The sequence below is a fragment of the Actinomycetospora endophytica genome, assembly GCF_021026375.1.
GTDB classification, from domain to species: Bacteria; Actinomycetota; Actinomycetes; order Mycobacteriales; family Pseudonocardiaceae; genus Actinomycetospora; species Actinomycetospora endophytica.
This window is the reverse complement of the sequence record NZ_JAJNDB010000002.1, coordinates 1-26,949: the sequence shown is the minus strand read 5'-3', so window position 1 is coordinate 26,949 and position 26,949 is coordinate 1. Positions and strand designations below refer to the sequence as shown.

The window sequence follows — 26,949 nt, the reverse complement described above, 5'->3', positions numbered from 1 at the left end:
GGGTTGATCAGTGGTCGACGAGGGACGGGACGAAATCGGGGTCGATCTGGTCGAGCAGGTGGGCGCCTGCCCACGCCTCGGCGTTGCGGCGGTGCAGGGCGACGGTGTCCGCCTGGAACTGCGGCCAGTCCTGCGGGATCGCGTCGAGCGAGGTGCGCAGCGCGTCGAGGGCCGCGGCGTTCTCCGGTTCGAGGCCCTCGATCGCACGGTCACCGCCGCGGTCGCCCGCGCGGACGTGGCGCGACGACCCCACGGACGCGAGCAGCTCGACGCCGGCGTCCGCGAGCGAGGACCGCAGGAACTCCTCGTCGTCGGGATCGGCGATCTTGTTCCCGACGACGCCGAGGCGGACCCCGAACTCCCGGGCGTAGCCGGCGTACTGCCGCACGACCCCGACCGCGCGCAGCGTCGGCTCGCACACCAGCACGGTCAGGTCGAAGCGCGTGAACAGCCCGGAGGCGAACGCGTCGGCGCCCGCGGTCATGTCGACGACGACGTACTCGCCGGGACCGTCGACGAGGTGGCCGAGCAGCAGCTCGACGGCCCCGGTCTTGGCATGGAAGCACGCGACGCCGAGGTCGGCGTCGTCGAACGCGCCCGCCGTGCCGAGCCGGACGCCGGGCACGACCTCGCGGATCGCGGCGTCGTAGGCCGGGTTGTCCTCGACGACGCGCACGAGTCGCGACCCCTGCCCGGGCGGCGTCGTCTTGATCATGTCCCCGGCGCTGGGCAGGCGCGGGTTGTCGCCGCGCAGCCACTCCTTGAGCACCCCGACGTGCCCGGCGAGCGTGGGCAGGCCGGCGGCGATCTCGGGCGTCGCGCCGAGGGCGACCGCGAGGTTCTGGTTGATGTCGGCGTCGAGCGCGAGCACGGGCGCCCCGGTCGCGGCGGCACGCAGCGCGAACAGCGACGCGAGCGTGGTCTTGCCGCTCCCGCCCTTCCCGACGAAGGCGATCTTCACGGGCGAGAACCTAGCCGACAACGATTGTCGTTATCGATCGGGGGGTGCTCGGCCGGAACGCACGAACGGGCCGTTCGTCACCCTCGAAGGTGACGAACGAGCCGTTCGTCCGGCGAGCCGGCCAGCAACCCGCGCGCTCAGCCCGAAGGCCGCCCGAGCGGCACCGACACCAGCCGCGGCCCGTCCGCGTCCCGCCCGCGCTCCAGCGCCGCACGCAGCTCGTCCACCGTCGACACCCGCTCGGCCGGCACGCCGTACCCGGCGGCGAGAGCGGTGAAGTCGACCGGCGGGAGGTCCAGCCCGGGCGCCTTCGGGGTGTTCTCGCGGGCGGCGAACCACTTGAGGATCGCGTACTCGTGGTTCTCGAGGACCATCACCGTGACGGGGACCGCGAGCGCGGACGCCGTCGCGAGGGCCTGGATCGCGTACTGCATGGAGCCGTCGCCGATCGCGGCGAGCACCGGCCGCGAAGGATCGGCCAGCGCCACGCCCACCGCCGCCGGCAGCCCGAACCCGAGCCCACCCGACGTCGTGAAGAACGAGCTCGCCGGACGCCGCACCGGCCGGCGCGCGTGCAGCGCGGCCCGGTTCGACGGTGACTCGTCCACCACCACGCCGTCGGCGGGCCAGACCGCCCCGAGGACGTCGAAGACCTCCTCGGCCGTCAGCGTGCCCGGCGTCGCCGACACCGGTGCCGCCTCCGCGGTCGGCGCCGACCCGGGCACCGGCCGGGACGACGCCGCCACCCGGTCGCGCAGCGCCCGCACGACCGTCGTCGGGTCGGCGATCAGCGCGTCCCCCATCGGGGCGCGGGCGGCCTCGTCGGGGTCGGCGGTGACGTGGTGCAGCTCCGTGCCGTCGGGCAGGAACCGCCCCGGCACATAGGGGTAGTAGCGGAAGACGGCGGTCCCGAGGACGACGACGACGTCGTGCGGCTCGAGCGTCTGCGCCAGCGGGGCGATGGCCATCGGCAGCGCGCCGCGGAAGAGCGGGTGGTCCTCGGGGAAGGCGACCCGGCCGTCGACCGGCGGCCCGTAGACCGCCGCGGAGCAGCGCTCGGCCAGTGCCACGGCGTCGTCGAACCCGCCGCCCGCGTCGACGTCACCGCCGACGACGAGGGCCGGCGCCGTCGCGCCGTCGAGCGCGGCCACCAACGTCCCGAGCCCGCTCTCGTCGGGAAGCAGCGGCGCGCGGACCGACCGCCGCACCGCCCGCTGCGCGACCTCGAGGTCCGGGCCGGTGAGCTCGACGTCCCAGTCGTCCATCGGGATCGAGACGAAGACCGGGCCGGTCGGCGGAGTCGTGGCCGCGTGGATCGCCCGGGCGAGCAGCGCGGGCACGTCGGCGGCGCGCGCCGGCTCGCCGGAGAACTTCACGGTGGGGCGGGGCAGCTCGGTCGCCCGCGGGTTGGTGAGCATCGCCTCGAGCGCCAGCATCGGGCGCACCTGCTGTCCGGCGGTGACGACCAGCGGGGTCTTGTTCGCCGCCGCGTTCACCAGCGCCCCGACCGCGTTGCCGACCCCCGGGGCGGTGTGCAGGTTGACCAGCGTCGGCCGTCCGGACGCCTGGGCGTACCCGTCGGCCATCCCGACGACGACCGCCTCCTGCAGCCCGAGCACGTACCGGAAGTCGTCCGGGAACTGCTGGAGCATGGGGAGCTCGGTCGAGCCGGGGTTCCCGAACACCGTCGTCATGCCGTGGGCCCGGAAGAGCTCGAGGGCCATCTCCCGCACCGTCACCATGGTCCAGCTCCGCTCCGCTGCGTGTCCGTCACCATGGGCAGCCGCCGCGTCGCGTCACGCGGCACGGTCTACCCGCTCGCGCCGCCCACCACCAGACGGCCGATCACCACGACTGCTGCTGGGGCACCTGTGCGGGCAGGTGCAGCCGGCTGACCCGGACGACCACGTCGGGCAGGTCGTCCTGGTCGAAGTTCCGGCGCAGTTCCTCCGCCCGGAGCGTGGCCGGGACGCCCTCGTACGGGCCGTGGGCGTCCATCTCCCCGGTCTCGGGGTCGAAGACCAGGACCACGTAGCCGTCGCACTCGTCCAGATCCGCCGCTGCCGCCAGCAGCGCCGCGGGCTGTTCGTTCAGCACGTTGATCACCTCCGCTCCGTTCATCGCCACGATGACGGCCCGTGTGACGCCGCGGGCGGAAGATGCCACCTTCGGGCGACCGGGTTCCGACGACGGCGGGGTGGGGTGACACCCCATCCGGTGGCCGGTACGGCAGCGTGATCGCGTGGCGATTAACGTCGGGCGCATGTCCCGCGACGCCGCTGCGCCCCGTGACGCCACCCGCGATGCCACTCCCCTCGGCGCGACCCGCGACGTCGTCCCGTTCGTGCTCGACATCCCCGACGACCAGGTCGCTGACCTGCACGAACGTCTGCGCCGGGTGCGGCTGCCGGAGACGGAGCCGGTCGACGACTGGTCCCAGGGCATCCCGACGGCCACCGTCGCGGAACTGTGTCGCGCCTGGCTCGAGGACCACGACGTGCACGCCCTGTCCGACGAGCTCAACGCCCGGGGTCAGTACCGCACCGTCATCGACGGTCTCGGATTCCACTTCTTGCACGTACGGTCATCACGCAGTGACGCTAAGCCACTGATCATCACCCATGGGTGGCCGGGCTCGGTGGTGGAGTTCCTCGACGTCCTGGACGCCCTCACCGACCCGCCGGACGCCGCCGACCCGGCGTTCCACGTCGTCGCGCCGTCGCTGCCCGGGTACGGGTTCTCGGACAAGCCGACCACGACCGGCTGGACCGTCGACCACATCGCCGACGCCTGGGCCGAGCTCATGGGCCGGCTGGGCTACGACCGCTTCCTCGCCCAGGGCGGCGACTGGGGCGCGATGGTCACGACGGCGATCGGCGTCCGGCATCCCGACCGGGTCGCGATGCTGCACACGACGATGCCGCTGGCCGACCGTCCCGAGGGCGCGCGGACCGAGGACCTCCCCGCGCTCGAGCAGCAGTGGCTCGCCGAGGCACGGGCGTTCCGGGAGGTCGGTGGCGGCTACTCCGGCCAGCAGCGGACGCGGCCGCAGACGCTGGGGTACGGGCTCGTCGACTCGCCGGCCGGGCAGCTCGCCTGGATCGCGGAGAAGTTCGGCGTGTGGACGTTCGGCGGTGCCACGCTCGAGCCGTCGGTCCCCCGCAAACGGCTGCTCGACAACGTGGCCGTGTACTGGTTCGGCGCGTCCGGGGCGTCCTCGGCGCGGATGTACTGGGAGAGCTTCTCCGGCGTGGACCGGTCCTCGCCGGTGACCGTGCCGTCGGCGGTGTCGATGTTCCCGGCGGAGATGGCGAAGATGCCGCGCTCGTGGGTCGAGGCGCGCTACACCGACCTGCGCTACTGGAACGTCCTCGACCGCGGCGGGCACTTCGCGTCGCTGGAGGAGCCGGAGCTGTTCGTGGCGGAGCTGCGAGGTGCCTTCGGCATGTGAGCACTAATTGACGCCCTGGCATCACTTTGTGCTCACATGCGCGGAGCGCACCTATGAGAGCGACGCCAGCGGATCGGCCCGCGAGAGCTCCGGGTCCTCGCTCGCGAACGTCACCGCCCGCCCGGGGCCCGTCGAGCGGGTCTCGAACCGCACGGTGACCCGCCCGTGCCCGGCCCCCTGGACCCAGCCGTGGCCGTGCTCGGGATGCGCGACGTCGTCCCCGGTCCGCCAGGCGCGCTCGGGGTCGGCCGCCGCGTCCGGCTCCTCCCCGGCCAGCCGGTCGTCGTCGGGCAGCGCCTCGGACGTCACGACGGGGCGCAGCGCGCCGGTGTCGGGGTCCTCGACGGGCGCCGGGTCCTCCACCAGGCGATCCACCCCGTCGTCGAACAGTGAGCCCTGCACCTCCGTCGTGAGCCCCGCGTAGGACACGCCCACCAGCCGCACCCCGGCGTCCGGCAGCGCCGCCACCGCGAGCCGCTGGGCGGTCTCGGTGAGCGTGGGGAGGTCGGTCGAGGCCACCGCCGTCGTCTCCGAGCGGGTGTGGGTGGCGAAGTCGCCGCCGCGGACCTTCACCGTCACCGTCCGGGCCGCCCGCCGCGACGCCACCAGCCGCCGGTGGGCCGACCCGGCCAGCTCGGCGACCGCGCGGCGGACCGCGACGACGTCGGAGAGGTCGGTGTCGAAGGTCGTCTCGGCGCTGACCTGCTTCGCCTCGCCGCGCTCGGTGACCGCGCGGTCGTCGATCCCCCGCGCCAGCCGGTGCAGCCCGGTCCCGACCGCCGACCCCAGCAGCGCGGTCACCTCCCCCAGCTCCAGCGCCGCCAGCGCGGCGACCGTCGTGACCCCCGCGCGGGCGAGCGTCGTCTCGGCCACCGGCCCGATCCCCCAGAGCGCGCGCACCGGGAGCGGGTCGAGCAGCTCCCGTTCGCCGCCGTGCGCGACGACGTGCACCCCGTCCGGCTTCGCGAGCCCGGAGGCGATCTTGGCGACCTGCTTGCCCGAGCCCGCCCCGACCGACACCGCCAGCCCGGTCTTCTCGCGGACCTCGGCCCGGACCTCCTCCGCCCACGCCCGTACGTCGTCCTCGGCGGCCCCCGCGAGCGCGACCGGCTCGGCGAACGTCTCGTCGTAGGCCACCTGCTCGAGCACCGGAGCCCGGCTACGGACCACGGCGAAGAACGTCTCGGACAGCGTCCGGTAGACCGCCGTCCGCGGCGGGAGCGCGACCGCGTGCGGACAGCTCCGCCGCGCCTGCGCCATCGGCATCGCCGAGCGGGCGCCGGAGACCTTCGCCTCCCCCGAGGCGCCGGCGACGATCCCGCGCGGCCCCATCCCGCCGACGAGGACCGCCCGGCCCCGCAGCGTGGGACGGGTCAGCTGCTCGGCGGAGGCGAAGAACGAGTCCAGGTCCAGGTGGACCACCCACCGCCGGACCGAGCTCACGACGGCGGGTGCCAGGCCGCGTCGGGGCGGGGCCAGAGCAGGTCGGCGTCGGCGAGGGCGTCCGCGGGGGTGCCGCTCCAGGTGACGCCGACCGCGGTCAGGCCGTGGACGTGCGCGGCCCACACGTCGGCCGGGGAGTCGCCGACCATCGCCGCGTCCCGGGCACCGTCCGGCAGCACCCGGCCCAGGCCGAGGAGCGCCTCGGCGATCACGGCGTCCTTGCCGCCGACCCCGGGCGCGGAGCCGGCGACGTGACCGAACCAGCCCGACCACCCGAGCTCGTCGACGACCCGGCGGGCCAGGGTGGTGGATGCGGAGGTCGCGACGGCCATCTCGACGCCGGCCGCGGACCACGCCGCGAGCACGCCCTCCACGCCGTCGACCGGCCGGCCCGCGCCCCGCTGGAGCAACGTGCCGTCGAGATCCCACACGACGCAGGCCCAGGGCGGGTTCACGCCGGAGAGGATCCCATCCGGGAACCGGCGGCGCCCGGAGGTCGGCCGATCAGCGCGGCATCGTCCGGAGCCGCCGCTCCACGACCTCGCGGGCTCCCTCGATCGTCCCGTCGTTAGTCCACACGGCCGGATCGAGGCGGCTGACGTTCCAACCCCCGGGCCGCACCCGGGTGCCGTACAGGAAGATGTCCTTCTCCTGCACCCATTCGATCTCGTACTCGATGGGCTCGGCGCTGGCGGACTGCCAGGTCCAGACCGCGCCGGAGCGACGGCTCGACTCGCGCACCTGCCGACCGTCGACGTCCCAGGTCGCCACGACGTCCCCTCCCCTGCGGCAGGTGCCACCGGAGTGCCCCCGCGCCTGCGCCGAACGGTGCATCAGCGTAGCGGGTTCTGTCTCCGGAGGAGATGTCGTGAGGGACAGGCCACCCGCCCAGGGAGGAGCGGCGCGGTCAGGCCGCGGGCGACCAGCCCTCCCGGCAGAGCGCGCCGACGATGCGCCGGGCGTCGGCGCGGTGGGCCTCCGGCTGGTGGCTCGTCCAGCTCCACTCGGCGCACTCGCGGTGCAGCAGATGCGCGACGACGGTGGCCGCGTGCTCGCGGTCCTCCGTCGGGACGTCCGCGGCGCGCGGTGAGGAGCCGGGACGCATCAGGGATGCGACCGCCTCGGTGGGGCCGCGGGAGGGCACGCGCTCGGCGTCCCAGCTGGGGGCGTCGGTGAGGGCACCGGGGAACGGAGTGCTCATGGGAAGCCTCCTTCGTCGGGACCGCTACCGGGAGCCCCGAGCGTGGAGCAGCGGCGACGCGGTCGTCCGAAGTGATGCGCACGGCGTCATCGGCGACGCGAGATGCACATACCGAGGGTGACCGACCGGAAGCCAGGAGGAAACGAGTTGGGGAGCAACGACACATCACCTGTCCGTTCGGAGGTTGTGCGGCGACGATGACGACGTCCGCGACCGTGACCCCGGTCGCCCGCCGTCCACTGCCGCGAGGGAGACCGATGACCGCCCCGTTCACCGTCGAACTGGATACGTCGCCCGGGCGCCGACAGGGCGAGGAGCGGTTCACCCTCCAGCTCGACGGCGAGACCCGTGAGGTCGTGCTGCACGACTACGCGACCGTGTACTCGGTGCCGGGGCTCTACGAGGAGGTCGTGCAGCGCCGCCTGCAGTGCGCCTCCCCCGCCACCGTGGCCGACGCGCTGGTCGAGGCGGGCACCTCGCTCGGCATCGCGCCCGGCGACCTGCGCGCCTTCGACCTCGGGGCCGGCAACGGCGTCGTGGGAGAGGAGATGGCCGCGCGCGGGGTGACCGTGGTGGTCGGCGCGGACGGCATCCCCGAGGCCCGCGACGCCGCCGACCGCGACCGGCCCGGGATGTACGCCCACTACCTGGTCGGCGAGCGGCTCGACGGTGCCGAGGTCGCCGACCTGGTGCGCGACGAGCGCCTCACCGCGCTGGTTGCCGCCGGTGCCGTCGGCGAGGGGCACGTGCCGGTCGACGCGCTGGCCGAGCTGTGGTCGACGTTCCCGTCCGGCTCGGTGATCGCGCTGACGCTCAAGGACGGCGGGCCGGAGACCGGTGACCACGACGTCCCGGACGTCGAGGCGATGATCGCCGGGCTCGACGACACCGACGTCGTCGTCCGGCGCCGCTTCCGGCACCGGTTCTCGATGGCGGGCGCCGAGCTCTACTACCTCGTGCTCGCCGCCGTGAAGCGCTGAGGCGTCAGTCGGTCATGCCGCCTGCCACCAGCGTCAGGTGGGGGCGGGTCCGGCGTCGCGGCCGGCCCTCGACCCCGGTGCCCGCGAGCGCCGAGCGCCAGGGGCGGGTCGCGTCGCGGTGCCGCCGGGAGCCGACCGCGAGACCGGCGAGCTCGTTGACGAGCTCGTCCGCGAGCTCCTCCGAGAGCACCCGGTCGTCGCCGTAGCCGTCGAGGACGTCCCGCCCGCGGCGCCAGGCATCCGTCCGCCAGGACCCGGAGTCCCAGCTGTCGTCGCCGTCGAGGGCGAGCCGTCCTGTTTCGATCATCACGAGCATCGTCGGCGCAGGTCGCGGGGCTCTGCAGCCCTGATGCCACATGGAGTGATGACTCGATGGAGGGCCCTTTTCCGACGCGCCGTCCTCGAGGGCTCACGCGATCGTCGGCGTGGCGCGGTTGACCGTCCCGCGCGGCGGGCGAGGGTGCGCGCGATCACCTCCTGCGACAGGATCGGCCCATGAGGACGCATGCCGTGGCGATCGTCGGTTCTGGGCCCTCCGGGTTCTACGCGGCGGGGGCGCTGCTGGACTCCACCGAACCGCCGGTCCGCGTCGACATGTTCGACCGGCTCGCCACGCCGTGGGGACTCGTCCGCGCCGGCGTCGCGCCCGACCACCCCAAGATCAAGTCGGTCAGCGGGCAGTACGAGAAGATCGCCGCGCAGCCCGGTTTCCGGTTCTTCGGCCACGTCTGCCTGGGTGAGGACATCAGCGTCGAAGAGCTGCTGGAGCGCTACGACGCGGTGATCTACGCGGTCGGCTCGCAGACCGAGCGCCGCCTCGGGATCGACGGCGAGGACCGGGCCGGCAGCCACGCCTCCGTCGACTTCGTCGGTTGGTACAACGGCCACCCCGACTACGTGGGCCTCGACCCCGACCTCGCCGCCGAGCGTGCAGTGGTGATCGGCGCCGGGAACGTCGCCCTCGACGTGGCCCGGATGCTGCTGCTGCCCGACGACGACCTCGCCGCCACCGACACCGCCGACCACGCCATCGAGGCGTTCGCGGCCTCCGGCGTTCACGAGGTGCTCGTCTGCGGGCGCCGCGGCCCGGTCGAGGCGGCGTTCACCACGACCGAGCTGCGCGAGCTCGACGACATCGAGGGGCTCACGGTCGTCGTCGACCCGGCCCAGATCCCGGACGCCGCGGGCGACGAGGACCTCCCCAAGGCGACCCGGCGCAACGTCGAGTTCTTCCGCCGCTGGGCCGAGGCCGGCCCGGACGACTCGGCGCCCCGCCGGATGGAGTTCCGGTTCCTCCGCTCCCCGGTCGAGATCCTCGGCGACGGCGAGGACGGTCCGGTCCGCGGCGTCGAGCTGGCGATCAACACGCTGGAGACGGGCGACGACGGACGGGTGCGGCCTGTGGACACCGGCGAGCGGGAGACCGTCGAGTGTGGGCTCGTGCTGCGGGCCGTCGGCTACCGCGGGGTGGCGCTGCCGGGCGTCCCGTTCGACGACGGGTCGGGGACGATCCCGCACGCGGAGGGCCGCATCGAGGGCCGCGATCGCGAGTACGTCGTCGGATGGATCAAGCGCGGGCCGAGCGGGATCATCGGCACGAACCGCAAGGACGCCAACGAGACGGTGCGCAACCTCCTCGCCGACCTCGGGAACGGCGCGCGGGAGGACGCGACGATCGCGTCGGCCGAGGACGTCGAGGCGTGGCTCTCGGAGCGCTGCCCGGACCTCGTGGACCTGGACGGCTGGGAGGCCATCGACGCCCACGAGCGCGCCGCGGGCGAGGGCGGCGGGCGCCCGCGGGTGAAGGTCGTCGACCGGTCCGGGCTGATGGACCTGGTGCGCCAGCGCGTGTGAGTGCGAGCGGACGTCCGCAGGTGAACATTTTTGGTCGTTCCAACGACCGAAATCACTCACATGGCGTCAGCCTCGAGTGGGATGAACCGCAGCTCGCGCGCCTCCGGCGTCGTCAGCAGGTCGGTCACGTACCCGATCACGTGGTGGCGGATCTCGGCGTCGAGGTTGCCCAGGCGCCGGACGAACACGCCGCCCACGCCGCTGGTGTGCGTCTCGAGCGCGATGTCGCCGGGCCCGATCTCGTCCACCTCGACGACGATGTGATCGCCCTCCGGCGCGAGGCGGGCGCGCAGGCCGATGCGCACCGTCATCCGCGCGTCGACCGGCACCGTCTGCGTCCCGATCTCCACCGAGACGTCGAGCTGCACCGGCACGTGGACCTCGGCGCTGCCGGGGCCGGACCCGCGCCTGCCCCGCAGCCGCCCGACGACGCCGACCGCCCGCGCCGTCGCCATCCCGCCCGGCCCGGCGCTCACCGGACCGAAAGCGACGGTGTCCCCGATGAGCCCGCCGATGTCGCGGACCGCGCGCTCCGGGGTCGCGATCGCCGCGACGACCGGGTCGGGGTCGCCGCTCACGACGCCTCCTCGACGAGGTCCTCCGGGCCGCCGACCGCGAACGGCGGCGTGCTGGTCCCGACGATCCGGTAGCGGCCCCACGGGTCGACGTCGGAGAGCTCTCCGACCGCCTCGCCGTGCGGGGTGGTCAGCAGCGCCGTCGCCTTCTTCCCGCCCAGGGCCTCCTCGAGCCCGGCGTGGACCGCGACGCGCCCGTACCAGTGGTAGCGGCCGTCGAGCGGCTCGAAGTGCCCGCGCAGGGTCACCTCGACCTCGAGCGGCTCGGCGTCCCGGCTCTCCAGACGCAGCGAGGCCGGGCCGCGGTAGCCGTCCTCGTCGTCCTCGGTGTGCTGGTGCTCGTCGGTCGGTTGCGTCATCGTGCCCCGCTCCCTGGATCGGCGTCGGTTCCCGTCGGACGGTCGGACTCGTTCGGCTCGGGTGAGCTGTCGGCACGCTGGTGGGACAGCTGGATCACCCGGTTGATCTCCAGCGGGACGTTCGGGTCGATCACGACGTCGCGCTGCCGCGCGAACCCGTCGATGGCCGCCCAGACCAGCGTCGTGAGGTACTCGGTCACGGAGTCGCGGCTCATGGAGCGCCGCTCCAGCCACCACTCCGCGGTGTTCTGGACGAGCCCGACGACGCCGTAGGCCCACGGCTCGGCGGCGCCGGAGTCCAGACCGAACGCGCGCAGGTAGTCACCGAGCAGCGCCGAGAGCGCCGTCGCGATGATCTCCTTGTCGGCCCGCACGACGGCGTCCCCGCCGTGCCCGTGCCGCGCCAGCACCCAGTAGAGGTTCGGGTACTCCTCGAGGGTCCCCAGCACCGCGTCGATCGACTTGCGGATGCGCGGGAGGGGGGCCTCCTCGGAGTTCAGGGCGGGGATCAGCCGGTCCAGCAGGATGGCCGTCGCCCGCTCACCCATCGCCTCGACCAGGTCGGCCTTGTCCGAGAAGTGCCGGTAGAGCACCGGCTTGGTGACGCCGGCCTCGACCGCCACCTGCTCGATCCCGAACTCCGGGCCGACCTCCGCGAGCACCCGCATCGCCGCCTCGACGAACTCCGCGCGGCGCTCCTCGCGGTGCTTCGTCCAGCGGGTGCGACGCCCGTCACGGGATGGGGGCTTTCCGCCCTGCTTCGGGTTGACAGCGTCCGCCATGGGTCAGCACGCTACCACCAGTTACAGTTACCAGCGGTAAGACGTACACCAGGTTGGGGATACAGCGTGTACGCCCCGCCATCGCGACCCGAGAGGACGATCGCCATGACGGCGCCGACGACCACCAGGACCGCCGGCAGCTCCCGCGCCGGCGAGGGTGACGCCAACGCCACGGCCTCGCGGCTGCTGCGCTCGGCGGCCAAGAAGTCGTACGACCCCGACGTCGACATCGACTGGGACGCCCCGCTCGTCGAGGGCGCGCTGTGGATGCCCGAGCACCGGGTCTCGCTCTACGGCACCGAGCTCTGGGAGCGCCTGACCCCTGAGCAGCGCATCGAGCTCGGCAAGCACGAGGCGTGCAGCGTCGCGAGCGTCGGGCTCTGGTTCGAGACCCTGCTCATGCAGCGGCTGCTCAAGGACTTCTACGCCGAGGACCCGACCACCGAGCGGGCACAGTGGTCGCTCACCGAGGTCGCCGACGAGTGCCGCCACTCGCAGATGTTCGCGCGCATGGTCCGCCGCGCGGGGGTCGAGCCCTACGGCGCGGTGCCGTTCGTCCACCAGCTCGGCAAGATGTTCTCGGTGCTCAACTGGGGCCCGGCGGCGTACGCCTCGATCCTCGTCGCCGAGGAGGTGCTCGACCGGCTCCAGCGCGAGCAGGCGAACGACGACTCCATCCAGCCGCTGATGCGCCAGGTCAACCGCATCCACATCATGGAGGAGGCGCGCCACGTCGCCTTCGCCCGTGACGAGGTCACCCGTGGGATCGCCGAGCTCTCCCGCGGCGAGCTCGCCTACCAGCGGTTCACGTGCGCGCTCACCTCGTTCTTCGTGGTGCGCAGCATCATCAACCCGAAGGTCTACGCCGCCGTCGGGATCGACCCGAAGGAGGGCCACCGCGCGGCCCTCGCGAACCCGCACCACCGCGAGATGATCCGCTTCGGCGGAGAGAAGATCATGGCGTTCCTCGAGGAGGCCGGGATGATCGCCGGCCCCGGGAAGGCACTGTGGAAGAAGTCCTTCCTCCTGGAGAAGTGATGCTTCACGAACACGTCGGGCCGCTGCGGCTCGCCACCGGGATCACCCTGCGGGTCGCGCGGTCGGGCACGGAACGTCCCGGCGAGCCGACCCTCGTCCTCGCGCACGGCTGGTCGCAGGATCTGCGGACCTGGGACCGCGTGGTGGCCGACCTCCGCCGGGCCGGTGTCACCGCGCCCGTCCTGCGCTACGACCACCGCGGCCACGGCGGCTCCGAGTCCCCCGGGCCCGGCGGCGCGACGATCGGGCGCGCCGCGGACGACCTCGCCGCGATCATCACCGACCACGTCGAGGGCCCGGTCGTGCTGGCCGGGCACTCGATGGGCGGGATGACGCTCATGGGGCTGGCCGAGCGGCACCCCGACCTGGTGCGCGAACGCGTGCTCGGCGCCGGGTTCGTCGCGACGGCGAGCGACGACATGGCCGACATGACTCTCGGCGTCCCGGGACGGCGCGGGGCGTTCATCGCCCGCGGGGAGCACGTCGTCATGCCGTGGCTGGCCTCGGTCGGGAACCGGGCGCCGGTGCACCGCGCCGACCCCGACGGCGGGGGTCCGCACGGTCGGTCGGTGACGCTCGCCCCGCTGGTCAAGGCGCTCGTGTTCGGCAAGCACCCCCGCCGCGCCGACGTGGTCTCGGTGGCCGAGCAGACCTTCGCGGCCGACCCGGTCGCCGTCGCCGCCTTCCGCGCCTCGATCGCCGAGCACCGCCGGACGTCGTCGCTCGCGTCGATGCGCGGCGTCCCGACGGTGGTCCTGGTCGGCACCCGCGACCGGCTCTGCCCGCCCGACCACGCCCGCACCATCGCCGCCGCGCTGCCCGACGCCGAGCTCGTCGTGCTGCCCGGCGCCGGCCACATGATCACGTTCGAGCGCTCCCAGGAGGTGGCCGCGCACCTGCAGGGTCTGCTCGAGGCCGCCACCGTGGCCGCGCCGGTCGTCGAGGAGGAGACGGTCCGTGCCTGAGTTCCACGAGGTGGTGATCGTCGGGACCGGGTTCGCCGGCCTCGGCCAGGCGCTGGCGCTGCGGCGCGCCGGGGTCGGTGACGTCGTGCTGCTGGAGAAGGCCGAGAGCGGTGTGGGCGGCACCTGGCGCGACAACACCTATCCCGGCTGCGCGTGCGACATCCCGTCGCACATGTACTCGCTCTCCAGCGACCTCAACCCGGACTGGTCGCGGTCCTACTCGCCGCAGCCGGAGATCCACGACTACCTCGAGCGCCTCGCCGACCGGCACGACCTCCGTCGCCTGGTCCGCTTCGCCACCGAGATGACCGGAGCGACCTGGGACGAGGAGTCCCGGACGTGGACGGTGCACACCACCCGTGGCGAGTACCGCTGCCGCTTCCTCGTCTCCGGGGTCGGCGCGCTGCACCTGCCGTCGACCCCCTCGCTGCCGGGCGCCGAGCGCTTCCGCGGCGAGACCTTCCACTCCGCGCGGTGGCGCCACGACGTCGACCTGCGGGGCAAGCGGGTCGCGGTCGTCGGCACCGGGGCGAGCGCGATCCAGTTCGTGCCGCAGATCGCGCCGGTCGCGGCCGGGGTGACGCTCTTCCAGCGCACGCCCGCGTGGGTGCTGCCCAAGGGCGACCACCCGATCGGCCCGCTGCGCAAGAAGATCTTCGAGCGGGTCCCCGGCATCCAGCGGGCCTACCGCGCCGCGGTCTACGCCGCCCTGGAGTCCCGGGCGATCGGGTTCATGAGCCGTCCGGAGCTGCTGCGTCCCGCCGAATGGCTCGCGCGCAAGCACATCGAGCACGCGATCTCCGACCCCGCGCTGGTCGAGAAGCTCACCCCGCGCTACTCGCTGGGCTGCAAGCGGGTGCTCGTCTCGAACGACTACTACCCCGCGCTCGCCCGCCCGACCGTCGACGTGGTCTCCAGCGGGATCGCCGAGGTGACCGAGACCGGCGTCGTCGACCACGACGGCGTCGAGCACCCCGCCGACGTCATCGTCTACGGCACCGGGTTCCACGTCACCGACGCGTTCGACGGGCTCGAGGTCACCGGGCGCGACGGCCGGACGCTGCGGGAGACGTGGCGCGCGCACGGCATGCAGACCCACCACGGGATCACGGTCACCGACTTCCCGAACCTGTTCTTCCTGCTCGGCCCGAACACCGGGCTCGGCCACAACTCGGTCGTGTTCATGATCGAGTGCCAGGCCCGGTACGTCGCCCAGGCGATCACCGCGGTGCACGACGCCGGGTGCAGCGGCCTGGACGTGCGCTCGGCGGTGCAGACCCGCTCGAACGCCGGCGTGCAGCACCGGCTGCGCACGGGCATCTGGACCCGCGGCGGGTGCACGAGCTGGTACCTCGACTCCGCCGGGGTGAACCGGACGATCTGGCCGGGCTTCACCGTCCGGTACTGGGCCGAGACCCGGCGGTTCCGGCCCGAGGACTACGAGTTCTTCGGACGCGCCTCGGACCTCGGCGTCCCGACGACGGTGACCGCGCGGTCGTCGAACGGGTCCCGGGAGCCGGTGCCCCTCGCGCGCTGACGCCGCCCCGACCGGCACGAACGGCTCGTTCGTCACCTTCAAGAGTGACGAACGTGCCGTTCGTGGGTTCTGGGAGGGCCCGGGGAGGCCGCGCGGATCAGCCGAGCACGTCGTCCAGGAACCCGACGACGGCGTCGGCGGCCGGGTCGATCAGCGCCGGGTCGTCGTAGAAGTCGATCTGACCCGCCGACTCCAGCCACACCTGCCGTCGGGAACCCGCCGGCAGCGCGTCGTGGAAGGAGTGCGCCCAGGGCGGGACGAGGGCCCGCTCGGAGTGCACGACGATCGCCGGGACCCGCATCGCCGGCGCCGCCCCCTGCGCGTCGAACGGCAGCGTGTGCGCCCAGGACGCGACGGCGAACGCGTTGACGTAGGTCGGGACGGCGCCGCGCGGGGTGCCGTAGAACGCGTACGCCTCGTCCAGCGGCATCGCGACCTCGCTGCCGCCGGACTCGCCGTCGGCCGCGACCGCGGGGATGGTCTCGACGACCCCGGTCTCCCGCCACCGCTGCTCCGCGGCCAGGCCGCGCGCAACGGTCTCGTCGTAGGCCGCGCCCATGGACTCCCGGACCGCCGCACCGTCGGTGTACACCCCGGCGACGCCGGCGAACGCGGCGAACCGCGGGTCCCGGGCGACGGCCACCGCCATCGGCCCGGCGCCGAAGCACACCCCGAGACCGGCGACGGGCAGGCCCGGGAACCGGTCGGCCAGGTACGCCGCGGCCGCGGAGGCGTCGAACGCGTCGGACTCCGGGTCGACCATCTGGCGGGGCTCGCCGCCGCTCTCCCCGAAGCGGCGCAGGTCGATCGCGAGACCGACCCGGCCGCGCTCGGCGACGGCGCGCGCGTAGACCCCCGAGGCCTGCTCCTTCACCGAGGTCAGCGGGCCGGTCGCGACGACGGCGCCGCGCGGCGGTCCGTCGGGCAGCACGAGGGTCCCGACGACGTCGTCGTCACCACTGCGGAACGTCACCCGCTCGGTCGTGGTCATGACGCTCCTCCGAAGACGTCCACGGTGCCCTGCGGCACGAAGTCGGCGAGCGCGGCGTCGACACGGGCCAGCTCGTCGTCGCCGAGGCGGACGCGGGCGGCGTCGAGGTTCTCGACGATGTGCGACGGCGTCCGGCTGCCCGGGATCGGGACGACGTGCGGGTGGCGGGCCAGCAGCCACGCGAGGGCCAGCTGCGCCGGGGTGATCCCGAGCTCCGCGGCGATCGAGCGGACCGGCGCGTAGCGGTCGTTGTTGGCCTGCAGGTGGGCGAAGCGGTCGATGTTGTTCCGGAAGTCGTCCGCGGCCAGGCCGGACACCGCGCCCGTCAGGAAGCCGCTGCCCAGCGGGCTCCAGGCGACGATCCCGATGCCGAGCTCGTCGGCCGCGTCGAGCAGGTCGGGCTCCGGCCGGTGCCACATCGCCCACTGGGTCTGGACCGCGCTGACCGGGTGCACGGCGTGGGCGCGGCGCAGGGTGGCGGCGTCGACGTTCGACAGGCCGAGGTGGCGGACGGCGCCGGCCGCGATCAGGTCGGCGACGGCGCCGACGGTGTCCTCGATCGGGACCTGCGGGTCGGGGAAGTGCGGGTAGTACAGGTCGATGCGGTCGGTGCCGAGCTCACGCAGCGACTGCTCGGCGTAGCCGCGGACCAGGCGCGGGTCGGCGTTGACGGCGAGCTCGCCGAACTCCAGCCCGACCTCGAAGCGGTGCGCGGGCTCGCCGTCGGGAACGCGGAAGCCGAACTTGGTGGCGATGACGACCTCGTCGCGCACCGGGGCGAGGGCGCGGCCGACGAGGCGCTCATTGTGCCCGTCGGGGCCGTACCCGTCGGAGGTGTCGACGAGGGTCGCGCCCGCGTCCACGGCGGCGCGCAGCGCGGCCTCGCCGGCCGCGTCGTCGATCTCGCCGTACATGCCGGGCGAGAGCACCATCGCCCCGACGCCGATCGCGGACGTGGTCAGGTCGCCGAGGGTGCGGGTGGGCAGCGCGGTCATGCCGTCCAGCATCGGCCGGTCGACCGCTGGGCGTCCAAGACCTGCTGTGATAACCATCGGTCATGAGCTCGCCGGCCGGGGACGTGCACCTGCGCGACCTGCGCTACTTCGTCGCGGTCGCGGATGCCGCGAGCTTCACCCGCGCCGCCGAGGCGCTGTTCGTCTCGCAGCCGGCGCTGTCCAAGCAGATCCGGGCGCTCGAGACCCGGCTCGGCGTGCGGCTGCTCGACCGCGGGGCCGCGGGCCTCGTGCTCACCGCGGAGGGCGCGGCGCTCCTGCCCCACGCCCGCCGTCTGGTCGACGACTGGACGCGGGTGCGCGAGGAGGTCCGGCGGGCCGGGACCGCGCCGATGCTGCTGGTGGGCCTGCAGACGACGGTCGGACGCGACCTCACCCGCCGGCTGCTGGCGGCCACCCGGGAGCACGGCGCGAGCATGCAGGTGCGCCTGGTCAGCTGGTCGGACGCGAGCAGCGGGCTCGCCGACGGCAGCGTCGACGTGGCGTTCGTCTGGCTGCCGGTGATCGCGCCCGACCTCGAGACCCGGATCCTGAGCCGCGAGCCGCGGTGGGTGGCGTTGGCGTCGGACCACCCGCTCGCGCCGCGGCCCGAGGTGACGATGACCGACCTGGCCGACGAGCCGTTCGTCGCCCTGCCGCGGTCGGCCGGGGCGCTGCGCGAGTTCTGGCTGGCGAGCCCGGACCGGGGGTCGCCGGCGGTCGTCGCCGCGGAGGCCGACACCGCGGAGGGGGCGATCGAGGCGGTGGCGTCGGGCACCGGGGTGGTGCTGCTCGCCGAGGGGAACGCGCGGCTGCTCGCCCGCCCGGACGTGGTGTGCCGGCCGGTCTCCGACCTCGCGCCGTGCGAGCTCGCGGTCGCGTGGCGCCGCGGCGACACCCGTGAGCTGGTGAGGGCGGCGGTGGCGGCGCTGACCGGAGCTACTGACGACGCCGACGCCGGATCAGGCCCTCCTGCACCACCGACGCCACGAGCGACCCCTCGGCGGTGAAGAGCCGACCCGTCGCGAGACCGCGGCCCCCGCCGGCGTTCGGGGACTCCTGGACGTAGAGCAGCCACTCGTCGGCGCGGAACGGGCGGTGGAACCACACCGCGTGGTCGAGGCTCGCCAGATCGACCTGGCGCGCCCGCGCCCCGCCCTCGACGTGCGGGATCAGGGTCGCCTCGAGGAGCGTGAGGTCGCTGGCGTAGGTCAGCACGCACGCGTGCAGGAGCCGCCCGCGCGGGTCGGTCGGCGGGGGCAGCTCGCCGTCGGCCCGGAGCCACACGCGGTTGCGGGCCTGGGGGCCGGCGGCGTCCCACGGCGCGTGGTCGACGTAGCGGACGTCCAGCGGCCAGGTCAGCGCCCGGCCGGTCGTGGTGTGGGCCGGCTGCGGCGCCGGGACCGGCGGTCGGTCGCGGCGAGCCAGGCCGTCCGGGCCCGGCGTCACCGGCATGTCCGCCTGGTGGGCGATGCCCTCCTCGAGCACCTGGAACGACGCGGACATCGTGAAGATCGCCTCGCCGCGCTGGACCGCGGTGACCCGGCGGGTGGTGAACGAGCGCCCGTCGCGGGTGCGGTCGACCTCGTAGACGATCGGCCGGAACGGGTCACCGGGGCGCAGGAAGTAGCCGTGCAGGGAGTGGACCACGCGGTCGTCGCCGACCGTCCGGCCCGCGGCCACCATCGCCTGGGCCGCCACCTGTCCGCCGAAGACCCGCAGCAGCGACTCCTGGGGGCTGCGCCCCCGGAAGATGTCGCGCTCGATGTCCTCGAGATCCAGCACGTCGTCGACGAGCTCGTCGAGGGCCTTGCTCATGGCGCGGCATCTTCCCGCCCATCCGGGCGCGGTGTCGATCAGCCCCCGAAGGAGAGCACCGAGACCTTCGCGACGCCGAGGTTCGCGCTCAGCAGGGCTCCCCCGGGCGAGGAGGACGGCGGGGTCTGGTTCTCCGCGGCCGGCTCGGCGTGGGTGGTCGCCGTGCTCGCCGCCGGCGCCGCCGCCCGCTCGACGGCCTGGGGGGCGGCCTGGTGGGTCTCGGCCGCCGGTGCCGCGGCCGGGGCGGACGCGAAGCTCATCATCGACGGGGCCGCGGCCGGCGCGGGCGAACTCGCCACCCGGGTGATCGGGATGCTGCCGGCCGGCGCCGAACTGCCGTGCGCCGCGGAGGACACGGTCGAGAGCTTCGACGACGTCGGGCCCGCCGAGGACGAGCCGTGCGAGACGGGGGTGGTGGCTCCGGCGGAGCTCGAGCCGGACGGGGAGCCGGACGTCGCCGACGGCCCGGCGAGCAGGCCCAGGGTGGTCGGCGGCGGGGTGGCCGCGAGCCCGTAGGACTGCACCGGCGCACCGGCCTGGGGCGCGCTCGACGAGGGCTGGGTGTCCTGATGGTCCGAGAGAGGGGTCACCCCGAGCACGGTGTGCGCTCCGAAGGCGACCGCCGCCGCCACGGGAACGCCGACGACGACGCCCTTGCTCCGCAGCGGGTGCACGCGCATGGCGTGGCGGGACCGGGCCATGGACTGTCTCTCCTCGTGTCCGGGGGGAGCTGCCGCCGTCTCCCGAATGACGCCGGGCGTCATGCACACACGACGGCATGACCACTCACCGCGTCCAACGCGCCCCTCACGTTCCCGTTACGGGGGACGGGGAGATTTCTTGAGCGGCCGACGAGGTGACGATCACAATGACTTTGCGTAATTGTTGATCACGAATCGTGGCCGGGTGGCCGGGACCACGCCGACCGGTCAGACTCACCGCGCGACGGCGCGGGGCGAACGGCCCTCACGGGTCGCCGGGGCCGTCAGGAGGAGCCGGGTGCAGCAGCTGTCGGGTCTGGACGCGACCTTCCTCGACGTCGAGGACGATCACCAGGCGACCCACATCAGCCAGCTCGTCGTGCTCGACCTGCCGCACCCCGACGCCGACCCCTACACCGCGTGGCGGCAGCAGCTCGCCGACCGTCTGCACCTGCTCGAGCCGCTGCGCCGTCGTCTCGTCGAGGTGCCGCTCGGGCTCGACCACCCCTACTGGATCTCCGAGGACCCCGACCTCGACTTCCACGTCCGGCACTCCGCGGTCCCGCCGCCGGGCACCGACGACCAGCTCGACACGCTCGTCGGGCGCCTCATCGCGGGGCCGATGGACCGCGACCACCCGCTGTGGGTCTCCCACGTCATCTCCGGGCTCGCGCCGACCGAGGAGTCCCCGCACGGCCGGTTCGCCCTGCTCACGATGGTCCACCACGCCGCCGTCGACGGGGCGTCCGGCGCGAAGCTGCTGACCCTGATGCTCGACGACGCCCCCGACGCCGAACGGCCCGCGGACGCCGGCTCGTGGGAGGCGGAGGACGCGCCGTCGACCACCGGACTGTTGGGCCGCGCCGCGTGGCACGGGCTCGCCCGGCCCGGCCGGGCGCTGCTCCTCGCGGCCCGCGCCGGTCAGCAGGTCGCGGCCGCCACCCGCCAGCCCGCAGTGATCGACCTCGCGGACCGGGTGCGCCGGTCCCTGCGCGGGCCGGTCGGGGACGTCCTCAACCTCGGACGCCACCGTGACCCGGACGCCGCGATGCCCCGGCTGCCCGCCACGCCCGCCCCGCCGACACCGTTCAACGGCCCGATCAGCCGGTACCGGCGCTTCTGCCACCGGTCGGTGCCGCTGGCCGACGTCAAGGCGGTCGCCGCGGAGGCGGACGTCGACGACGTGACGATCAACGACGTCGTCGTCGCGGCGTGTGCCGGAGCGCTGCGGACCTACCTGCTCGAGCACGACGCGCTCCCCGACGCCCCGCTCACCGCGCTCATCCCCGTCTCGCTGCGCACCGGCGACGAGGCGGACACGTGGACCAACCGGGTGTCGGGCACCATCGCGTCCCTCCCGACCGACGTCACCGACCCGCACGCGCGCCTCGCGGTCGCCCACCGCGCCCTCGACGCGGCGAAGGCCGTCTTCGCGGTCACCCCCGCCGGGCTCGCCCCCGACGGCGTCGATCTCGGAGCGCCTGCGGTGTCCGCGCTGGTCAGCCGCGCGACGATGTGGTGGTCCACCCACGCGGTACTGCCGTTCAACGTCGTCATCTCGAACGTGCCGGGCCCCCGCGAACCCCTGTACATCGGCGAGGCGAGGGCGCGGCACTATTTCCCGGTCTCCGCGATCGTCGACGGGCAGGGGCTCAACATGACGGTGCAGAGCTACGCCGGCTCCGTCGAGATCGGCCTGCTCTCCTGCGCCCGACGCGTCCCGGACGTCTCCCGGCTGGCCGACCTCGTGGTCGCCGAGTTCGCGGCGCTGCGCGGAACAGCCTCGTGAGCGCCCGCGACCGGCTGCTCGCACTGATCGACTGCCCGCCGGTGGACGTGGCCGGGCCGTGGCTCGACCTCGTCGCCGGGAGCCCCGGGACCCGCGGGCGGGTCCAGGACGTCTGGGAGAGCGAGGGCGGCGCCGGCACCTACGACGGGATCCTCGGCGTCGGCGACCGGCTCGAGGGCGTGGTTCCCGACCTCGTCGGCGGCGGGAACCTGCGCGCCTTCTACCGGGTCGACGAGCGTCTGGGGCTCGCCGGCGGGGAGACGGTGCTGGACCTCGCGTGCGGGCCCGGGACCCTGACCCGCCGGCTGGCGCGTGCGGTCGGGCGCGACGGCCTGGTCATCGCGGCGGACCTCTCCGAGCCGATGCTCGCCCGCGCCGCGCGCTCGACGCCGTTCGCGTGCGTCGACTTCGCCCGGATCGACGCGATGGACCTGCCGCTGCGCACCGACTCCATCGACGCGGTGTCCTGCTCGCTGTGCCTGCACCTCGTCCCCGACCTCGGCACGGCGCTGGAGGAGATGGCGCGGGTCCTGCGTCCCGGCGCACCCGCCGCGCTCGCGGTCCCGGCGCACGCACCCGGGGTCCTTCGCCCGTTCACCGACGTGCTGGCGCGGTTCGGACAGGCGCGGCTCTTCGGGGCGGGCGACCTGTCCGGCGAGATGCGGTCGCGGGGGTGGACCGGGGTGCGCGAGCAGTCGCTCGGCGGGATCCGGATCGTGGACGCGAACGCTCCGGGCTGATCCTTCCCGGCGGTGTCAGCGATGCGGCATCGCTGACACTGGACGTCCGCGATGCGGCATCGCTGACACCGGACGTCAGTAGCGCCGCATCGTCGGAACCGGACCCGGACCCGCGCTCGGCCGATCGGTCCCGACGACCGCGCGCCGCACCCCGTCGATGAGCAGGAGCCCGCCACCGACCGCGGCGACCACACCGAACGCCGCGAGCACGTCGCCCGGCCGGTGCCAGCCCACGGCCATCACCGCGACCGAGGCTCCCGCCACGAGGACCAGCCCGGCCACGCCCGCGACCCACCGCAGCACCGGCGGCAGCGCCAGCAGCGTCGCGACGACCAGCGCCGTGATCACCGTGACGTGACCGCTCGGCAACGAGTTCTCCGAGGCGCCCTCGCGCGGGAGCACCGACTTGAGCCCCTGGGTGGTGACCTGGGTCAGGAGCACGAGTGCGATCCCGGCCACCGCGGCACCCGGTCGGCGCCGGACGAGGGCGATCCCCGCCACGACGACCAGCGCGAGACCGACCGAGACCACGCTCACCAGGTGCAGCACGTCGAGGATCTGCGTCTGCGCCGACCCGAAGTGGTTCTCCACCGCGCGCATGAGGCCGTTGTCGACCCGGCGTCCGTGGTCGTCGGCCACCAGCAGCAGCCAGCTCGCCCCGGTCACGGCCACACCCGCCGCGGCGAGGAACAGGCCGATGACGACGCGAGCGGCCCACCCTCCCGGCTGCGGAGCCCTCCCGACGGGGGAGGGACGCAGCGGGACGGTGGGCCGCGAGGCGATCGTTCCGGCGGAGGTCATGAAGCCCAGGATCCATGCCGGACCTGATGATTCCGTGAGAGCGCCCCCGGTGTGACCGGTGGATCAGCCGTGATAGGCCCGGGTGGCCCGCCCGAAGACGATGACGTTGTCTTCATAGTTCCGGGTCGCCGGGTCGAACGTGCCGCCACAGGTGATGAGACGGATCTCGGACCCGGTGGTCGGGCCGTACACCTGCGCCGTCGGGAACGCCTTCTTCGACGCCCGCTCGACGCGGTCGACGACGAACACCACCGACGTCCCGTCCGCGCGGTGGACGAGGACCTCGTCACCCGCGGCGAGCTGCGCGATGTCCGCGAAGCCGCCCTTCTTCCCGCCGTAGTTGATGTGCGACGCGAACACCGCGGGCCCGTTCGTCCCGGGGGCCGCGCCCCGCGAGAACCAGCCGACGGTGGCCGCGTCCGGCGGGACCTGCAGCGACAGGTCCTCGTTGTACCCGAGCTGCATGATCGAGCTCCGGGTCAGGCCGATCGCGGGGATCTCGATCCCGGTCGGCGCCGAGGACGCCACCGGGAGCGTCACCGTGGACGCGCCCGCCGGCACCGGCACCGTCGTGGTCGAGGTCCGGGCGGAACTGCTCCCGGAGACGACCGCGAACAGCGCGGCCCCGGCCAGCACGACGACGATCAGCGTGGTCAGGACCGAGGCGATCCGGCCGGTGACCGTGGTGACCCGACCGGGGTGGGACCCGGTCCGTTCCGTCTCGCGCTCGAGCGTCCCCGACGCCGTCATGTCAGCACTCCCCGACGGTCAGGAGGTCGCCCGCCAGGGCACCCTCGTCGTCGCCGGCGTCGCCGTCGGACTGGTCGGACCCGCTGTTCACGGTGTCCTCGCGGCGGCCCGCGGTGGCACCGGCGACGGTCGCGAGGGCCAGGCCCCCCAGGGCCATGCCGAGGGCCGGGGTGACCGGCGAGGCCGAGTCACCGGTCGCGACGGCGCCCACCGGGTAACCGTGGTAGTCGTCGCAGACCTCGTGGTAGTCGCGGTAGTTGCGCTCGCAGGCGATGCCGTCGTGGTCACCGTCGAGGTGGTTCGGGTCGCTCTTGTCGGCCTTGAGGACCCACTGGGCCTCGTCGTAGGTCAGGTCCGAGCAGTCCAGGTCCCAGAAGGACGCGGGCAGGTACCCCCACGAGGTGTAGATCGGGGTGGTGCTGGTGTTCCCGGACGACGAGGTCGGGGTCGACTGCAGCGACTTCAGCAGGTTGGTCAGCGCGGTGATCAGGTCGGTCAGCGACGCCGTCGAGGTGGACGGGAGCCCGCCGCAGAAGCTCTTGAACTGGTCGCCGAGGCTCGCCTCCGAGCCGGCCGGGGCGTTCACCTTGCTGGCCAGGTACAGGCAGGCGTCCTGGGCGTTGTCGAACTGGCCGGTGTCCGGGAGCGTCGGGATGGTGCCGAGCCCGGTGAGGTTGCCGGTCGGCAGGTTCTTGAGGACGTCGGTGATCGTCCCGCCGGGGACGGTGGTCCCGGCCAGCGTCGAGGCCGCGTCGGACACCGAGGCGAGGGTGTCGGTGGGCGGGGTCGCGACGGCGGGGGTGGCGGCCTTGGCCGGGGAGGCGGGGGTGGCCGAGTCACCGGTCGTCGTACCGCCGGTGGCGGGGGTGGAGCCGGAGGTGGCCCCGTTGTCGGACGAGGTCTGGCCGGTCCCGCCGGACGACGACGCGGCGCCGGACTCCGGCGTTGAGCCGGACCCGCTGCCGCCCGTCGTCGGGGTCGAGGAGTCGGTCGAGGGCGTCGTGGTGGTCGGCGTGCTGGTGTCCGTGGCGGACCCGGTGCTCGGCGACCCGACGCTGGGCGACCCGGTGCTCGACGACTCACTGCTCGACGACTCGCAGGCCGTCCCGGCCGCGTTCGGGACCGTGTTGCCGGAGCACACGATCGATGGGCTCGGCGTGTCCTCCGCGAACGCCATTCCCGGTGCGAGCACTGCGGCCCCCACCAACCCCGCCATCAGCACCGCTGCGGTGCGAATGCCCCTGCCAGCCCTCATCGGCCCGTGCCTCTCGGTCTCCCGTCCCGCTACAGCGCGGGACCGTCGACCACGAATCGCACGAAATCGGGCCTGGCGTTACACCAACCGGAGGAACTCGTTCGTCATCTTTCGACGCGGGGCCGGCGTCGTGGCCCTCCGCGACGGCGTCGCGCCAGCATGTGACCGGCGACCAGTCGCGCGGGGCTCTCGCGCAGGCAGATCGAGACCCCCGCGTCGAGCATCGCGACGATCTGCTCGGTCGGTGCGTTGCGGGCGAGGAGCACGACGACCTCGGCCCCCGGCTGACGGTCGATGACGTCGGCGACGAGCGCCGGATCGGGCTCGTGGAACACGACGAAGTCGACGCACGGGTGGTGGGACGGACGTTCCGTCGCGACGATCCGCCAGGTCCGGGGGGCCACGGCCTCGAGCAGACGTGCCGTGGAGCGCGAGGCGACGACCTCGACGGTCGCCGGGTCCTCGTCGACGAGGCGCTCGTCCGGCGGCACCGGCAGCGGGCCGCTCGGGTGGTCCAGCGCGGGACGGTGCTGGGTGGGCACCGGAACGGTCGGTTGCTCGCGGGGCCCGGCCGGGTGGGGAGCCCGCGACCCGGATACCGGCGGGACGGCGTGCCGACCCGAGTGCAACGAGAACCTCATGTCCTCGATCCTGACGCCCGATCCTGGATCCTTCCTGAGTGCCGTCTGTGGATCGGCGACGGGGCTCGGACATGCGTACGGGCGGTGTCCTCCGCCGGGGAGGACACCGCCCGTCGATCGGCGTAGCCGTCAGGACACGGGCTTGCTCAGGTCGTAGACGGTGGTCCCACCGACCTCGATCTTCGTGAAGTGGCTCGTCACCCACGAGCTGATCTCGCCCGAGCCCCCGCGGCTCATCGGGCCGCCCATCCCGCCGCCGGGGCCGCCGCCCTCGATGAAGTAGCGGATCTGGCCGGTGGCGACGTCCTGCTGGAACTGCGCGAGGGTCGGGGCGGGGTCGCTGCCCATGAAGCCGCCGATGGGCATGACCGGCACCCCGGAGGAGAGCTGCAGGCCGGCCTGGTTCATGGCGCCGGTGGTCGCGGCGGCCCAGCGGGTGCCGGCCGCCCGGAGGAGCGCCACCAGCTGCGGCGAGGTCTCCTGTCCCTGCCCGGGTCCGCCCATGCCGCGCATCCGGTCGGCCTGACCGGCGCGGGCCGCGCCACCGGGACCACCCATGCCACCTGGGCCACCCATGACGTTGCCGGTGTTCGGGCCGGCGGAGACGATCGACCCCTGGTGCGGGGTGGCGGCGGTGACCGCGGCGTAGGCGGTGGAGGCGCCGATCGTGCCGACCAGGGCCAGGACGGTGATCACGGTCGTCAGGGCGCGGCGGGCGGGCAGGCGGGGCAGGAGCAGCCCGATCGCGCCGAGGACGCCGGCGGTGATGATGATCCAGCGCAGCCAGGAGCCCCAGTCGGCCTGGGTGAGCACGACCGCGCTCCAGGCGGCGGTGCCGGCGACGGTGATGGCGAGGACGATCCGCGCGGGCAGTTGGGTGCGGTGGCGCCACAGGATCGACGCGCCGGCGGCGGCGGTGAGGGCGACGCCGGGGACCAGGGCGACGGTGTAGTAGGGGTGGATGATCCCGCTCATCGCGGAGAACACGATGGCGTGGACGGCCAGCCAGCCGCCGCCGAGCAGCAGCAGCGCGCGGGCGCGGTCGGTGCGTGGGGTGCGGCGGGTGAACCAGAGTCCGGCGAGGAGCAGGACGATGCCGGCGGGCAGCAGCCAGGAGGCGTTGCCGGCGAACTCCGAGGTCAGCAGCCGCCACGGGCTCGGCGACCCACCGAAGCCACCACCGCCCGGGCCGAAGCCTCCGGGGCCACCCGGACCGCCGGGCATGCCGCCGGGACCGCCCGGCATGGCGCCGCCGGGCATCCCGGCGCGCATGCCGCCCGGGCCGCCGCGGCCGCCACCGGGGCCGCCGCCCTCACCGCCGAGGA

29 protein-coding genes are annotated in these 26,949 nt (G+C 74.1%); 9 read left to right on the top strand and 20 right to left on the bottom strand.

The window, feature by feature from the left end; genetic code table 11:
* Nucleotides 1–7 precede the first annotated feature (7 nt).
* From LQ327_RS11005 to LQ327_RS10995, 3 genes are all read right to left on the bottom strand, one after another.
* On the bottom strand, nt 8–961 hold the full coding sequence (locus LQ327_RS11005) for an ATP-binding protein (RefSeq protein WP_230733294.1): 954 nt from the start codon (nt 959–961) through the stop codon (nt 8–10).
* A gap of 137 nt (nt 962–1,098) precedes the next feature.
* On the bottom strand, nt 1,099–2,703 hold the full coding sequence (gene mdlC / locus LQ327_RS11000) for a benzoylformate decarboxylase (RefSeq protein ID WP_230733293.1): 1,605 nt from the start codon (nt 2,701–2,703) through the stop codon (nt 1,099–1,101).
* A 103-nt stretch (nt 2,704–2,806) separates the two neighbouring features.
* Complete coding sequence (locus LQ327_RS10995) at nt 2,807–3,082, bottom strand: hypothetical protein (protein WP_230733292.1); 276 nt, start codon at nt 3,080–3,082, stop codon at nt 2,807–2,809.
* A 142-nt stretch (nt 3,083–3,224) separates the two neighbouring features.
* On the opposite strand from LQ327_RS10995, the gene LQ327_RS10990 reads away from it, so the two are divergent.
* Nucleotides 3,225–4,412 carry an epoxide hydrolase family protein gene (locus LQ327_RS10990; RefSeq protein WP_230733291.1) on the top strand — a complete coding sequence of 396 codons (1,188 nt, stop codon included), beginning with the start codon at nt 3,225–3,227 and terminating at the stop codon, nt 4,410–4,412.
* Between the two features lie 51 nt (nt 4,413–4,463).
* Here the strand turns inward: LQ327_RS10990 and LQ327_RS10985 are convergent, their stop codons facing one another.
* The 4 genes from LQ327_RS10985 to LQ327_RS10970 all read right to left on the bottom strand — a co-directional run bounded on the left by LQ327_RS10985 (nt 4,464) and on the right by LQ327_RS10970 (nt 7,056).
* Nucleotides 4,464–5,855, bottom strand: coding sequence for a DNA polymerase IV (locus LQ327_RS10985; RefSeq protein WP_230733290.1), 1,392 nt, complete (start codon nt 5,853–5,855; stop codon nt 4,464–4,466).
* Entirely contained in the window at nt 5,852–6,310 is a 459-nt protein-coding gene (locus LQ327_RS10980; RefSeq protein WP_230733289.1) for an HAD family hydrolase, read from the bottom strand. Before LQ327_RS10980 ends, LQ327_RS10985 begins: the two co-directional genes overlap by 4 nt.
* Before the next feature lie 49 nt (nt 6,311–6,359).
* Nucleotides 6,360–6,626 (bottom strand): hypothetical protein, encoded by a 267-nt coding sequence (locus tag LQ327_RS10975; protein WP_230733287.1) that lies wholly within the window; start codon nt 6,624–6,626, stop codon nt 6,360–6,362.
* A 136-nt stretch (nt 6,627–6,762) separates the two neighbouring features.
* Nucleotides 6,763–7,056, bottom strand: a complete 294-nt coding sequence (locus LQ327_RS10970; RefSeq protein WP_230733284.1) for a hypothetical protein — start codon at nt 7,054–7,056, stop codon at nt 6,763–6,765.
* 257 nt (nt 7,057–7,313) lie between these two features.
* On the opposite strand from LQ327_RS10970, the gene LQ327_RS10965 reads away from it, so the two are divergent.
* A complete protein-coding gene (locus LQ327_RS10965; RefSeq protein WP_230733282.1) occupies nt 7,314–8,036 on the top strand; it encodes a class I SAM-dependent methyltransferase in 723 nt (240 codons plus the stop codon).
* Between the two features lie 4 nt (nt 8,037–8,040).
* On the opposite strand, the gene LQ327_RS10960 is transcribed toward LQ327_RS10965, so the two are convergent.
* A complete protein-coding gene (locus tag LQ327_RS10960) occupies nt 8,041–8,343 on the bottom strand; it encodes a hypothetical protein (RefSeq protein WP_230733280.1) in 303 nt (100 codons plus the stop codon).
* A 188-nt stretch (nt 8,344–8,531) separates the two neighbouring features.
* On the opposite strand from LQ327_RS10960, the gene LQ327_RS10955 reads away from it, so the two are divergent.
* On the top strand, nt 8,532–9,890 hold the full coding sequence (locus LQ327_RS10955; RefSeq protein ID WP_230733278.1) for an FAD-dependent oxidoreductase: 1,359 nt from the start codon (nt 8,532–8,534) through the stop codon (nt 9,888–9,890).
* A 56-nt stretch (nt 9,891–9,946) separates the two neighbouring features.
* Here LQ327_RS10955 and LQ327_RS10950 read toward each other — a convergent pair whose 3' ends face one another.
* Genes LQ327_RS10950 through LQ327_RS10940 form a run of 3 tightly spaced genes read right to left on the bottom strand, consistent with a single transcriptional unit; the run spans nt 9,947 to nt 11,606 of the window.
* Nucleotides 9,947–10,468 (bottom strand): hypothetical protein, encoded by a 522-nt coding sequence (locus tag LQ327_RS10950; protein WP_230733276.1) that lies wholly within the window; start codon nt 10,466–10,468, stop codon nt 9,947–9,949.
* Nucleotides 10,465–10,824, bottom strand: coding sequence for a DUF4873 domain-containing protein (locus LQ327_RS10945; RefSeq protein ID WP_230733274.1), 360 nt, complete (start codon nt 10,822–10,824; stop codon nt 10,465–10,467). Before LQ327_RS10945 ends, LQ327_RS10950 begins: the two co-directional genes overlap by 4 nt.
* On the bottom strand, nt 10,821–11,606 hold the full coding sequence (locus tag LQ327_RS10940; protein ID WP_230733272.1) for a TetR/AcrR family transcriptional regulator: 786 nt from the start codon (nt 11,604–11,606) through the stop codon (nt 10,821–10,823). Before LQ327_RS10940 ends, LQ327_RS10945 begins: the two co-directional genes overlap by 4 nt.
* Before the next feature lie 105 nt (nt 11,607–11,711).
* Between LQ327_RS10940 and LQ327_RS10935 the strand changes: the two genes are divergently transcribed.
* From LQ327_RS10935 to LQ327_RS10925, 3 genes are read left to right on the top strand one after another with little or no spacing between them, the layout of a single operon-like run.
* Entirely contained in the window at nt 11,712–12,644 is a 933-nt protein-coding gene (locus tag LQ327_RS10935) for an AurF N-oxygenase family protein (protein WP_230733270.1), read from the top strand.
* On the top strand, nt 12,644–13,609 hold the full coding sequence (locus tag LQ327_RS10930) for an alpha/beta fold hydrolase (RefSeq protein ID WP_230733268.1): 966 nt from the start codon (nt 12,644–12,646) through the stop codon (nt 13,607–13,609). The genes LQ327_RS10935 and LQ327_RS10930 overlap by 1 nt, the downstream gene beginning before the upstream one ends.
* The gene (locus LQ327_RS10925) at nt 13,602–15,146 is read left to right on the top strand and encodes a flavin-containing monooxygenase (RefSeq protein WP_230733266.1); all 1,545 of its coding nucleotides are present in this window, start codon (nt 13,602–13,604) and stop codon (nt 15,144–15,146) included. The genes LQ327_RS10930 and LQ327_RS10925 overlap by 8 nt, the downstream gene beginning before the upstream one ends.
* Before the next feature lie 97 nt (nt 15,147–15,243).
* Here LQ327_RS10925 and LQ327_RS10920 read toward each other — a convergent pair whose 3' ends face one another.
* Together LQ327_RS10920 and LQ327_RS10915 are read right to left on the bottom strand one after the other, a co-directional pair.
* The gene (locus LQ327_RS10920; RefSeq protein WP_230733264.1) at nt 15,244–16,137 is read right to left on the bottom strand and encodes an alpha/beta hydrolase; all 894 of its coding nucleotides are present in this window, start codon (nt 16,135–16,137) and stop codon (nt 15,244–15,246) included.
* On the bottom strand, nt 16,134–17,132 hold the full coding sequence (locus LQ327_RS10915; RefSeq protein WP_230733262.1) for an aldo/keto reductase: 999 nt from the start codon (nt 17,130–17,132) through the stop codon (nt 16,134–16,136). The genes LQ327_RS10920 and LQ327_RS10915 overlap by 4 nt, the downstream gene beginning before the upstream one ends.
* Before the next feature lie 62 nt (nt 17,133–17,194).
* Between LQ327_RS10915 and LQ327_RS10910 the strand changes: the two genes are divergently transcribed.
* Nucleotides 17,195–18,139 (top strand): LysR family transcriptional regulator, encoded by a 945-nt coding sequence (locus tag LQ327_RS10910; protein WP_230733260.1) that lies wholly within the window; start codon nt 17,195–17,197, stop codon nt 18,137–18,139.
* Here the strand turns inward: LQ327_RS10910 and LQ327_RS10905 are convergent.
* Nucleotides 18,069–18,947, bottom strand: a complete 879-nt coding sequence (locus LQ327_RS10905; protein ID WP_230733258.1) for an acyl-CoA thioesterase — start codon at nt 18,945–18,947, stop codon at nt 18,069–18,071. The two genes, LQ327_RS10910 and LQ327_RS10905, sit on opposite strands and share 71 nt — an antisense overlap.
* A 38-nt stretch (nt 18,948–18,985) precedes the next feature.
* Entirely contained in the window at nt 18,986–19,648 is a 663-nt protein-coding gene (locus LQ327_RS10900; protein WP_230733256.1) for a hypothetical protein, read from the bottom strand.
* A 298-nt stretch (nt 19,649–19,946) separates the two neighbouring features.
* Between LQ327_RS10900 and LQ327_RS10895 the strand changes: the two genes are divergently transcribed.
* Both LQ327_RS10895 and LQ327_RS10890 read left to right on the top strand, forming a co-directional pair.
* Nucleotides 19,947–21,437 (top strand): wax ester/triacylglycerol synthase family O-acyltransferase, encoded by a 1,491-nt coding sequence (locus tag LQ327_RS10895; RefSeq protein WP_230733254.1) that lies wholly within the window; start codon nt 19,947–19,949, stop codon nt 21,435–21,437.
* A complete protein-coding gene (locus LQ327_RS10890; RefSeq protein ID WP_230733252.1) occupies nt 21,434–22,177 on the top strand; it encodes a methyltransferase domain-containing protein in 744 nt (247 codons plus the stop codon). The genes LQ327_RS10895 and LQ327_RS10890 overlap by 4 nt, the downstream gene beginning before the upstream one ends.
* 75 nt (nt 22,178–22,252) lie before the next feature.
* Here the strand turns inward: LQ327_RS10890 and LQ327_RS10885 are convergent, their stop codons facing one another.
* The 5 genes from LQ327_RS10885 to LQ327_RS10865 form a co-directional block, all read right to left on the bottom strand.
* Nucleotides 22,253–22,978: a phosphatase PAP2 family protein gene (locus LQ327_RS10885; RefSeq protein WP_230733250.1), complete on the bottom strand. Its 726-nt coding sequence runs from the start codon at nt 22,976–22,978 to the stop codon at nt 22,253–22,255.
* Nucleotides 22,979–23,041: 63 nt separating this feature from the next.
* Nucleotides 23,042–23,728 carry a sortase domain-containing protein gene (locus tag LQ327_RS10880; RefSeq protein ID WP_230733248.1) on the bottom strand — a complete coding sequence of 229 codons (687 nt, stop codon included), beginning with the start codon at nt 23,726–23,728 and terminating at the stop codon, nt 23,042–23,044.
* A gap of 1 nt (nt 23,729) precedes the next feature.
* Nucleotides 23,730–24,920: an excalibur calcium-binding domain-containing protein gene (locus LQ327_RS10875; protein WP_230733245.1), complete on the bottom strand. Its 1,191-nt coding sequence runs from the start codon at nt 24,918–24,920 to the stop codon at nt 23,730–23,732.
* 167 nt (nt 24,921–25,087) lie between these two features.
* Nucleotides 25,088–25,624: a hypothetical protein gene (locus tag LQ327_RS10870; protein WP_230733243.1), complete on the bottom strand. Its 537-nt coding sequence runs from the start codon at nt 25,622–25,624 to the stop codon at nt 25,088–25,090.
* A 129-nt stretch (nt 25,625–25,753) separates the two neighbouring features.
* On the bottom strand, nt 25,754–26,949 hold a 1,196-nt coding region (locus tag LQ327_RS10865; RefSeq protein ID WP_504766134.1), incomplete at its 5' end, for a mannosyltransferase YkcB-related protein.